The organism is Liquorilactobacillus mali, from assembly GCF_001437155.1.
Lineage (GTDB): Bacteria > Bacillota > Bacilli > Lactobacillales > Lactobacillaceae > Liquorilactobacillus > Liquorilactobacillus mali_A.
This window is the reverse complement of the sequence record NZ_JQAR01000020.1, coordinates 15,830-26,964: the sequence shown is the minus strand read 5'-3', so window position 1 is coordinate 26,964 and position 11,135 is coordinate 15,830. Positions and strand designations below refer to the sequence as shown.

The 11,135-nt window shown below is 36.9% G+C and carries 9 protein-coding genes; 6 read left to right on the top strand and 3 right to left on the bottom strand.

The genetic code is table 11. The features are described 5' to 3' along the window. Positions 1-83 precede the first annotated feature (83 nt). Positions 84-773 carry a Crp/Fnr family transcriptional regulator gene (locus IV36_RS08640; RefSeq protein ID WP_056991751.1) on the bottom strand — a complete coding sequence of 230 codons (690 nt, stop codon included), beginning with the start codon at positions 771-773 and terminating at the stop codon, positions 84-86. Between the two features lie 223 nt (positions 774-996). On the opposite strand from IV36_RS08640, the gene larA reads away from it, so the two are divergent. From larA to IV36_RS08615, 5 genes are read left to right on the top strand one after another with little or no spacing between them, the layout of a single operon-like run. Further along, positions 997-2,280, top strand: a complete 1,284-nt coding sequence (gene larA, locus IV36_RS08635) for a nickel-dependent lactate racemase (protein WP_056991726.1) — start codon at positions 997-999, stop codon at positions 2,278-2,280. Position 2,281: 1 nt separating this feature from the next. Next, a complete protein-coding gene (larB, locus tag IV36_RS08630; RefSeq protein WP_056991725.1) occupies positions 2,282-3,043 on the top strand; it encodes a nickel pincer cofactor biosynthesis protein LarB in 762 nt (253 codons plus the stop codon). Beyond that, complete coding sequence (larC, locus tag IV36_RS08625; protein WP_056991724.1) at positions 3,040-4,269, top strand: nickel pincer cofactor biosynthesis protein LarC; 1,230 nt, start codon at positions 3,040-3,042, stop codon at positions 4,267-4,269. Before larB ends, larC begins: the two co-directional genes overlap by 4 nt. 22 nt (positions 4,270-4,291) lie before the next feature. Next, entirely contained in the window at positions 4,292-5,128 is an 837-nt protein-coding gene (larE, locus tag IV36_RS08620) for an ATP-dependent sacrificial sulfur transferase LarE (protein WP_056991723.1), read from the top strand. Between the two features lie 6 nt (positions 5,129-5,134). Further along, complete coding sequence (locus IV36_RS08615) at positions 5,135-5,857, top strand: MIP/aquaporin family protein (RefSeq protein WP_010077923.1); 723 nt, start codon at positions 5,135-5,137, stop codon at positions 5,855-5,857. A 41-nt stretch (positions 5,858-5,898) separates the two neighbouring features. Here the strand turns inward: IV36_RS08615 and IV36_RS08610 are convergent, their stop codons facing one another. Beyond that, positions 5,899-7,122: an MFS transporter gene (locus IV36_RS08610; RefSeq protein WP_156648652.1), complete on the bottom strand. Its 1,224-nt coding sequence runs from the start codon at positions 7,120-7,122 to the stop codon at positions 5,899-5,901. Positions 7,123-7,309: 187 nt separating this feature from the next. On the opposite strand from IV36_RS08610, the gene IV36_RS08605 reads away from it, so the two are divergent. Next, entirely contained in the window at positions 7,310-9,418 is a 2,109-nt protein-coding gene (locus IV36_RS08605) for a putative ornithine decarboxylase (RefSeq protein WP_056991721.1), read from the top strand. 163 nt (positions 9,419-9,581) lie between these two features. On the opposite strand, the gene IV36_RS08600 is transcribed toward IV36_RS08605, so the two are convergent. Then, positions 9,582-10,985 (bottom strand): NAD-dependent succinate-semialdehyde dehydrogenase, encoded by a 1,404-nt coding sequence (locus tag IV36_RS08600; protein ID WP_056991720.1) that lies wholly within the window; start codon positions 10,983-10,985, stop codon positions 9,582-9,584. Positions 10,986-11,135: the final 150 nt, after the last annotated feature.

Here is an 11,135-nt window from a genome sequence, read left to right as displayed (position 1 = left end):
TCAATTAATTCTATCACATAGTTTGTCAGACTATGTTTAGAAAAGGTCACTGTTGTGCTAAATATATAGTTCAATAAGTCTGTTTAATAGGCAATATAATCATCCAATTTTTGTACGTTGCGGACAACAATTCTACGTTTACTGAATTCACCACTGTTCGTAAATTCAATCACGCCTTCCTCTTTAAGTTTTTTCATCATTCTGCTAACACTTGCATAAGTTGCAATGCCACAAAAACCAGCAATATCTTCGTTGGTAACATCAAAATTAATTAATATTTTTGAACTATTCGGTAATTTGAGACCAAATTTTAGTACTAAGTCTCTTAGAAAGCTAGCCAAAGCACCTAGTTTGCCATTCATTGTCAGTCGCTGCAAGCGTGAAAAGTTCTCTGACAATCTATGACGATAATATTGTTTTACATAGTTTTGGAGTTGCGAATTATTATTAACATATTTCCAAAATTTTACACGATTTATCTGATAAAAAGTTGCAGTGGGTGATTCGATACGCACGTTAAAGGGCTGTTCATCATATTGCAAAGCCTCATCATGCAATAAGGATATTACATCGGGTTGGTTAATATATGAAATATTAAATTCCCTGCCATCTTGTAAAATTACTGAAGTCTTAATGATACCTTCTTTAAGTATGAATACGCTTGCTGCCTTTAATCCATGAAAGGTCAAATAAGTGTGATAATCCTTGGTAATAGTTGAAATTTGTTTATCCTTTAAGAATTTCACAAGGTAGTCTATATCTTTATTAGTCATTTTATTAGTTATCTTATTAGTCATTGTTTATCCTCTCATTATGTAAAACTTATTTCTTGATTTAGATAATACTCCTAATTTTATCATATCATCTTATCAATTGGTAATGTTTAAAGAACATACACTTGAATAATGTTTTCAAACAATATTTATTGACAAGAAAAGATATAAACATAGCAGTTACTATTATTTATGAACAAAAAAGAAAGAAGATGAAGTTTAGATGGTTGAGATAAAGCTTCCTTATGATCGTGGAACGGTTACTGCAAAAATAGATGAACAAAATTTTGCAGGATCCTTAGTTTCCGAGGCAGCCACATATCATGCAAAATATTCAGAAAAAGAGTTGGTGGAACGATCGCTGGATAATCCAACAGCTTCTCCAAAATTAGAAGAATTGGCAAAAGGCAAAAAGAATATTGTAATTATTTCTTCTGACCATACACGTCCAGTTCCTTCAAAAATAATTACGCCAATTCTATTGCGTAGAATTCGTTCAGCCGCTCCAGACGCAAGGATTAGAATTTTAGTCGCAACTGGATTCCATAGGCCTTCAACAACGGAAGAATTAATCAACAAATATGGCAAGGAAATTGTTGATAATGAAGAAATTGTGATGCATTTTTCTGAACGTGATGAAGACATGGTTAAGGTTGGCAAGTTGCCTTCAGGTGGGGATCTCATCATTAATAAAGTCGCAACAGAGGCGGATTTATTAATTTCAGAAGGTTTTATTGAGTCACACTTTTTTGCTGGTTTCTCTGGCGGAAGAAAAGCCGTTTTGCCTGGTATTTCATCATATAAAACAATTATGGCAAATCATTCAGGTGAATTTATCAACGATAAACATTCAAGAACTGGAAACTTAAATCATAATCTAATTCATGAAGACATGGTTTATGCTGCTAAAACAGTAAAATTAGCATTTATCTTAAATGTTGTGCTTGATGAAGATAAAAAGATTATTGGTTCATTCGCAGGCGACCTAGAAAAGGCACACAAAAAAGGAACAGAGTTTGTGGAATCATTATCAGAGGTTGACGCAATTGAATCTGACATTACTATTTCGACAAATGGTGGTTATCCTTTAGACCAAAATATATATCAGGCAGTCAAAGGCATGACCGCAGCCGAAGCAACTAATAAGATTGGTGGAACAATTATTATGGTTGCGGGCTGCAGAGATGGACACGGTGGTGAAGGCTTCTATCACAATATCGCTGATGTTGCTGATCCTAAGGAGTTTCTTGATAAAGCTATTAATACACCGCGACTTGAGACAGTTCCAGATCAATGGACATCACAGATCCTGGCACGTATTTTAGTAAATCATCATGTTATTTTTGTATCAGATCTTGTTGATCCAGAGTTAATTACCAATATGCATATGGAACTTGCAACTTCACTGGATGAAGCAATGAAAAGAGCTTACGAACGCGAAGGCGAAAAAGCAAAAGTTGTTGTTATTCCTGATGGACTTGGAGTAATTGTAAAAGGTAAGAAATAGTATGGAAGCGGAAAAGGTAAGACAAATATTTCAGCTTGTTTCTGAAAAACAAATAAGTGTGGAAGATGCGACTGAGATTATTAATAACTCTGGGTTTACCGATTTGGGATTCGCTAAGATTGATACGGAAAGAAATAAAAGGACCGGTGTTCCGGAAATCATCTATGGCGAGGGTAAAACGGCTGAGCAGATAATTGGAATTGTTGAAGCAATGTTAGAGCAACAAAATAACATTTTGGTGACAAGAGTCAATCCCCAAAAAGCAAAAGAAGTTAGAGAAAGCTTACCACAACTGCACTACGACAATGTTTCTGAAATGCTATTGTGGGAAAGAAATCCGGTAGCTAAGACAATCGGTAAGATTGCTGTTGTTACGGCTGGGACTTCCGATTTGAAGATTGCTGAAGAAGCTGCAGTTACGGCGGAGGCTTTTGGCAATAGCGTTGTAAGAATCTATGATGTCGGGGTTGCTGGAATTCATAGACTGTTTGCACGGATAGATGAGATTAGAGCTGCACAGGTAGTTATCGTGATTGCGGGAATGGAAGGGGCACTAGCTTCTGTTGTAGGCGGACTAGTAAGTTCTCCAGTGATCGCAGTTCCAACTAGTGTTGGCTATGGGACGTCATTCAATGGAATGGCAGCATTACTAACAATGTTAAATAGCTGTGCAACTGGCATTACAGTGGTGAATATTGATAATGGTTTTGGGGCTGGTTATTCTGCAAGTAAAATAAATCATTTAGCGGAGGCGGCAAAATGAAAAGTTTATATCTTGATCCCTTTTCAGGAGTAAGTGGAAATATGCTGTTGGGTACGCTATTTGATCTGGGGCTGAACTTCGAAGATTTTAAGAAAGAATTGGCAAAATTAGAAGTAACCGGATACGAATTAACCTTGACAAAAACGGCTAAATCAGCGATCAAGGGGCACTCATTTGAAGTTACATTGAGCGCAGAATTTAAAGGACATCATACTGATGAAGGTGCTGAAAAAGTTCATCATCATGGAAGAAACTTAGCTACGATTGAGAGTATTATTAATGATTCTTCACTGAGTGAAAGTGTAAAAAAATCAGCTTGTGCCGTTTTTGAAGAAATTGCTAAGGCTGAGGCACAGGTACACGGCAAGAAAATTGATGAGATTCATTTCCATGAAGTTGGAGCAATAGATTCAATTGTTGATGTAGTAGGATTCTTTATTGGTTTAGAGTTGTTGAAGATAGATAAGGTTATTTGTGGAACACTCGTGGATGGAACTGGAACAATCAAGGTAGCACATGGGGTAATGCCTGTACCTGTTCCCGCAGTAATGCAGATGAGAATAAATAGCGAAGTACCTTTTAGACAAAGAGAAGATGTGCTCACGGAATTGGTGACCCCGACAGGCTTTGGAATTATAAAGCTTGTAACGGATACATTTGGTGGAATTCCAGATAACTTGGTGGTTGAACAAGTAGGATATGGTTTTGGAACACGAGAAACAGGTAGTTTGAACGCGTTAAGAGGATGTCTTTGTAATTCCTTGTTGAGCAATCAAAGAGTTACACAAGAGCAAGATCAAATAATGTTGATAGAAACCAATTTAGATGACGTTACTGGCGAAGAGTTATCTGACGCAACACAGATACTTCTCGAAGAAGGAGTCAAAGACGCATGGACGGAACCAATTATTATGAAGAAGGGACGCCCAGCGTACAAGCTTTGTTTGCTGGCAGCACCGACAAAGAGTGAAGAGTTGGTGAAAATGTTATTTGAAAAAACGCCGTCGATCGGTGTTAGACAACAACTGATGAGTAGAAAAATAATGCAGCGTAGTGTTAAATCTGTAAAGACGAGATTCGGTGATATTCACGTTAAATATTTATCCTATGACGGTTTTTCAAAAATCTCGCTGGAGCATGATGAACTAGTAGATTTAGCGAGAAAAAATAAAGTGGCAGTAAGAGAGTTAAGAAATAGGATTATGGAGTTTGTACAAAATAATTAAATCATAAAAGGAGTTTTTTAAAATGAGTACATTAACAGAAAAAGAAAAGAAATTACAATCTATTTTGGCAAGTTACAAACGAGTTGTGATTGGATTTTCAGGCGGAATTGATTCGACTCTTGTATTGAAAGAAGCAATCAATGCACTTGGTAAAGAGAATGTCTTAGCAGTAGTAGCAAATTCTGAGCTTTTTTCAGACGAAGAATATGAAAAGGCAATTAAGTTGGCAGGAGAATTAGGTGCACAAGTAAAAGGTGTGCAATTAGACTATTTGGCAGATGAGCATGTAAGAAACAATAAGCCAAATTCATGGTACTACATGAAAAAAATCTTTTATGCCAAGTTAATGGAAATTGCTGAAAAATTTGATACAGATGTAGTGTTGGATGGAATGATTATGGATGATGCAGCTGATTTTCGTCCAGGACTTCGTGCAAGAGATGAAGCAGGGGCTGTTTCTGTTTTGCAACAAGCTGATATATATAAAAATGAAGTTCGTCAGCTTTCACAAAAAATGGGATTAAAGAATTGGAACAAAATTCCTTCATGTTCTGTCTCATCACGTTTCCCATATAATACTGAACTAACGAGTGAAAAATTACGTCGTGTTTTAGCTGCCGAAAAATATTTAAGAGAGCAAGGATTTATGACTGTTAGAGTTAGAGTTCACGAAGATATGGCAAGAATTGAAGTACCTGAAAAAGAAATTGTGAATTTAGTTGCTAAGAAGACAGCCATAACTGAGAAACTTAATAAAATCGGCTATAAATATGTTACGGTCGATTTGCAAGGATTTGTCAGTGGACGTATGAACCAAGAACTTTCAGAAGAAGAAAAATTAAATATTTTAGTGGGGTAGAATTCGATGCATTATTCTTTATTTATACGCTGTATAGCAGAATTTTTGGGAACAGCTATCATGGTTGCTTTAGGCAACGGTTCGGTAGCTAACGTTGAACTAAAAGGGACAAAAGGCTTTCATGGTGGTTGGGTCTTAATTGGTTTTGGTTACGGAATTGGTGTTATGATTCCAGCGCTAATGTTTGCTACCGTTTCAGGAGCACAAATTAATCCAGCAATGACGATTGGTTTAGCAGTTGTAGGGAGTTTTCCTTGGCATGAAGTTGTGCCATATATTGTTGCACAAATGTTAGGAGCAATTTTTGGGCAATTGTTGATTATTCTGGCTTATAGTCCTTACTACGATGAGACTGAAAATCCAGAATCAATTCTGGGAACTTTCTCGACAATTGATGCTGCAAATAGTAAACTCAATGGATTTATCAATGAATTCATCGGTACGTTTATGTTAGTATTTGGTGCATTATGCATTACGGCCGATAAGGTCGATTCTCGTGCAGATTTCATCGGACTAGGATTCTTAGTAATGTGTCTTGTTGTTTCCTTCGGTGGTCCAACAGGCCCTGCACTAAATCCTGCTAGAGATCTGGGCCCAAGGCTTTTACATGCTATATGGCCATTTAGATTTAAAGGAAGTTCACAATTTTCTTACAGTTGGGTACCTGTAATAGCACCAATTGTAGGAGCAATTGTAGCTACAACTTTATATCAAGGTATTTTTAATTAACAAAAAATAGTTCGGTAACATTGCCGAACTACCTTTTTTTGTTATTTTTTATTCTTGTTATAAGAGAGCCTAAGCTCAGGTAAAAAAATAATAACAACAAGAAAGTTTATTAATAAGGATAAGGCAGTAAAAATGAACACACCATTATAGTCAAAAAAGTTTGGAATAATTCCTCCGATGAGAGAACCAAACATACTGCCAAGGGCTTGAAAAGATTGATTCCAGCTAAATACAGTCCCAGTTAACTTTGAAGGTGATTCTTTTGATAGGATGGTCTGAATTGTTGGAAAAAGTGCGCCATCTGAGATACCGATCATGAAGCGTAATACACCAAGCATCCAAACACTTGTTACTAATCCTTGGGGAAAGTACATAATAATGGCAAACAAAAAACCAAATACAAGAATTTTGCGATTTCCTTTACGATCACCCAGTTCACCGAGCTTTGGTGCAGCAATCAGTGTTGATAATCCAGGCAAAGCGGCAATTATCCCAGCCACAACAGTGATTGGACCGACATTATGCATTAACTCTTTGACGTATAGACTAATGATTGGTGTGATTGAGTTATTCCCCATTTGGATAATCATTGTTGAAAAAAGAAGCACAATAATTATTTTAGGATTTTTTAATTGTGAAAGCGTTGAAATATGTTTTGTTTTTTCTTTAGACTTGGGAGCGGGTATAAAGCTCTCATGTACAAAAAATAAACTTAAGAAGAAAACGATCAATAAAAGTATTCCAGTCAGTACAAAGGTAATTCTAATTGAAAATACTTGGGCAAGAAATCCTCCTAGGACAGGACCAATCAGGTTACCTGAGACATAACTTGTAGTCAGGATACCTAAAACAGAACCACTTTTTTCTTTCGGAGATTCGGTTGCAATTAGTGCAGAAGCGTTAGGAATATAGCCTGCACACAGTCCCTGAAGAAAGCGCAAAATCAATAATGACCAGATGTTGTGGACGAAACCACAGGCGGCGATTATGATTGCCATTCCGAGAGAAGATCGAAGTAACATGAGTTTACGACCACGCCGATCTGCCAAACGACCCCAAATGGGTGAGACTACTGCAACGACGAGAAAAGTAATCGCATAAGTTAAGCCACTATAAATAGTTAACTGTCCTTTGCTGAAGTTGCCAAGTTCACCGACATAAAGGGAGAGAAAGGGTGCAATTTCGCTAAAACCAATGCCTGCAATAAAGCAGCCAATCCATAAGACAATCAGATTACGTTGCCATTTTTCTAGTTTTGCAAGCATATATGTCATCTCCTGAATTGTTAAAAGGTAAGTTTATTATAAACTTATTTTCGGTTAGTTAGCAAAACAATAAATTTTAAAACATAAAAATTAAGGTTCTTTGTGGGATTACATTAATTTTGAACTTGTTTATTTTACGGTTATGTAGTTGAATTAAAGTAAATTAAAATAAGAAAGAGACGAAAAAATGGGCTTTTTGAAGATCGCTGCAACACAAAAAACAATGTTCTTTTTAGGCGGCAATGTTAGAAATTTAATTTCATTGAATTCCGAGACAAAGATGGCTGAAATCGCAGAGATCGTGAAGTTAAAAGATGAGACTATCCCAGAAGATGTAAGACAAAATCTGATTCAAAGCGGATTAAAAATACCAATTTTTGACGTGGATATAGAAAATAAAAAGCAAATGCAGCAAATTGAGAAGATTGAAGCAATTGCAGAAGAGTACGAGAGAAAAAGTACTCCAAAGTTTATCGAAGATTTAGTGAGTTATGCTAAGGAAAAACCAGTTAGTTTTACTACACCAGGTCATCATGGTGGTAAATTCTACTCACTGCATCCTGCAGGAATAATCTTCAAAAAGTTTATGGGTGATAATTTTTTTCAGGCCGATGTAAGCGATACTGTAACAGAATTGGGTGATACATTGACTCATGCGGGGACACCACTTGATGCTCAAAAACAGGCTGCAAAAGCATACAATGCTGATAAGGTTTACTTTGTTACAAATGGAACGACAACCGCAAATACAATTTGTTCATTGGCTGCTCTTACTGCCGGTGATCTAGTCTTATTTGATAGGAACAACCATAAGTCGCTTTACAATAGTGCACTAATTATGACTGGGGCAGTTCCTGTATACATTCCCACAGATCGTAATGGTCTAGGGGCGATTGGTCCACTGGATGAGGAATATCTCAATGAGGAGAAATTAAGAGAAGAAATTAGCAAAGTTGCTCCTGCTAAAGCAAGGAAGAGACGTCCGTTCAGGATGGCGGTTATACAGTTAGAAACTTATGATGGAATAATATATGATGCGCATAGAATTATAAAAAAGATAGGACCTTTATGTGATTATATTTTATTTGATTGCGCATGGGGTGGATATGAGCAATTTGTCCCATTAATGGAATCTCTCTCTGTATTTACAAGTAATCTTGGTCAGGAAGATCCTGGTATCTTAGTGACACAATCAGTTCATAAGCAACAGGCTGGAGTCGCCCAATCATCGCAAATATTGAAGAAAGACAGTCATATAAAAGGGCAAGAGCGGTATATAGATCACAAACATTTTAACCATACATATTTAAAATATGTAACTACGAGCTACTCGTATCCTATCTATGCGTCCCTTGCTGTTAATGCTTATATGGCAGAAAGAAACTTTGCTGTAAAAGAATGGAGTAAAACTTTGATACGAGGAATCAAATGGCGTAAACGACTATTGGATAGTTCAAAACTGTTTGTTCCATTTGTCCCTAAAAAGATTGCCACTGTGAATTGGAGCGAGGTTGCAACAGAGCATCTTGCCACTGATAAAAATGCTTGGATGCTTAACTCTGATGATCTATGGCATGGCTTTGCTCAGGTAAAAGATGGACAGGTCATGCAAGATCCATTCAAGTTGATAATTAAAACACCCGGAGTGGATGTTGAACATGGTGTTTACGAGCAAACAGGGATACCTGCAATGATCGTCAATGCGTTCCTGACAGAACAACGTGTGATGTCAGCCAAAGCAGATTTGAATTCATTACTCTTTTTACTGACGCCCGGAGACGGAGAGTATGAGTTAGAGCGGTTGTTGGAAAAGCTTCTTGAATTTGAGAAAAAGTATGAGGAAAATGCACCGTTAGTTGATGTGTTGCCCAAGATAGTTGAAAAAAGCCATGGGAGATACAATGGCTACACCCTGAAACAGTTGTGCAAAGAGATGCATGATTATTACAGGAACCATCAGACTTTTATATTACAAAAGAAATTATTTGCTAAACATTCTTTTCAATCGTATGAAGAACTTCCTAGTGAAGCAGACTTAGAATTCATACGTAATAAGGGAAAGCTAGTCGAATTGTCACAAATTAAAAATAAAATGGCGCTTGAAGGTGCTTTGCCTTATCCACCAGGTGTATTTGTTGTTGCCCCCGGAGAAAATTGGGAACAAGATGATATTGACTATTTCCAGACGTTATTGGGCGCAATGACTAAGTTTCCAGGCTTTGATCCAGAAATACAAGGTGTTTATTTGAAACAAGTTGATGGTAAATACATCGCTTATGGGTATGTCAAAGCGTAGGTTATGAGCGAATGTTGATAAATTATCTAGAGCTGGACATTAGACAAAATTTTAATTTATGGGGCAGATCTATACAAAAAAACGATAATGAGGCTGGATCAAAAGTTAATTTTTGATCCAGCCTCATTTATATAGGTAATTTAAAGTGTAATAATAAATATTTTTAGAATAAAGCTCCGCCTAAGTTATCTAAGTTAGGTTTCTCAACTGAAACAATTAATTTATCATTCACAAATGCGTTCAATCCCAAACTGCTCATTTCACGACCATATCCAGAACGTTTGACCCCGCCAAACGGAATTTCAGGTAATGTGTACAAGAATGTATTGACGAAAACCATTCCTGTATCGATTTGTTGTGCGACTTCTTCACCGTGTTTACTGTCACCAGCGAATACAATCCCACCTAAGCCATAGTGCGAGTCATTAGCAATATCAATTGCTTCTTGCTCGCTAGAAGCACGATAAACTTGTGCAACTGGACCAAACATTTCTTCGTAGTATGCAGGATTATCAGGAGTAACATCTGTGATAATCGAAGGTTGGAAAAATTGTCCTGGGAGATCAATTGGCGTATTGCCAAAGTATAATTTTGCACCAGCAGCAAGAGCATCATCCAGTTGCTTTTGCAGTGTTTGCTTTGCTTTAGCAGATGATAAAGGGGCAAGGGTCGTCTTCTCATCCATTGGGTCTCCAGGTACAAATTTTTTATAATTATCAGCCAAGCGCTCCAAAAATTCATCATATAATTTGTCAGCAACGATGAAGCGTTTTGATGATGTACATACTTGTCCTGCATTGTAAGTACGTGCACGATTTGCAACTGTGATAACTTCGTCAATGTTGGCATCTTCAAGAACTATAAAGGCATCGTTGCCACCAAGTTCCATCGAAGACTTCTTCAAGTATTTACCGGCAGTTTGCGCAACCGAACTACCACCACGCTCAGAACCTGTTAAGGCAACGCCTTGAATGCGGCTATCAGCAATAACTTTATCAACCTGATCATGTGTTAAAAAGAGATTAATCAAACTGCCCTTTGGAGCACCAGCTTTTTCGATCATTTCTTGGAAAATGGCTCCAGCCCAAGGTGTGTTTGAAGAATGTTTTAAAATCATGGGATTGCCAACCATATAATTAGGTGCATAGACACGCATGATCTGATAGTATGGGAAATTCCATGGTTCAACCATCATTAAAACACCAACTGATTCTTTTTCAATGCGCGCGTTACCAGCAGTTGTCTTTAATGGAACAGGTGATAACATAGCTGCACTATTATCAGCAAAATAGTCAGCAATCATGGCACATAATTCAACTTCACCACGTGCTTCATTAATTAATTTTCCCATTTCTGTAACTAATACTTTTGCAAGTTCTTCTGAATTATCACGAAATGTTTGTGCAACATCATGCAATTTTTGCGCACGATCAGCGACATTTTCTTTTTTCCATGTACGATAAAGACTATGGGTTGTTGTAAGTGCCTCTTCAATTTGAGCATCAGTTGCATTTGGAAATTCTTTGATTAATTCATTTGTATATGGGTTAATAGTTTTGTAAGCCAATTTTGTTTCCTCCTCTAGATTATTGATTCATGAAGTGTTATGGAAAAAATTTCCAAAAAATTGAAAACGTGACCATAAAAATTGTCATAAACTAATTAGTTCATAAACAACTTACAAATAGAGAGTAATCCAAAAAAAGGTTGAGGTCAA

Bases quoted from the DNA above. Each gene is read 5' to 3' on its own strand.
- IV36_RS08640 (WP_056991751.1), bottom strand. From the start codon at position 773: ATGACTAATAAAGATATAGACTACCTTGTGAAATTCTTAAAGGATAAA.
- larA (WP_056991726.1), top strand. From the start codon at position 997: ATGGTTGAGATAAAGCTTCCTTATGATCGTGGAACGGTTACTGCAAAA.
- larB (WP_056991725.1), top strand. From the start codon at position 2,282: ATGGAAGCGGAAAAGGTAAGACAAATATTTCAGCTTGTTTCTGAAAAA.
- larC (WP_056991724.1), top strand. From the start codon at position 3,040: ATGAAAAGTTTATATCTTGATCCCTTTTCAGGAGTAAGTGGAAATATG.
- larE (WP_056991723.1), top strand. From the start codon at position 4,292: ATGAGTACATTAACAGAAAAAGAAAAGAAATTACAATCTATTTTGGCA.
- IV36_RS08615 (WP_010077923.1), top strand. From the start codon at position 5,135: ATGCATTATTCTTTATTTATACGCTGTATAGCAGAATTTTTGGGAACA.
- IV36_RS08610 (WP_156648652.1), bottom strand. From the start codon at position 7,122: ATGCTTGCAAAACTAGAAAAATGGCAACGTAATCTGATTGTCTTATGG.
- IV36_RS08605 (WP_056991721.1), top strand. From the start codon at position 7,310: ATGGGCTTTTTGAAGATCGCTGCAACACAAAAAACAATGTTCTTTTTA.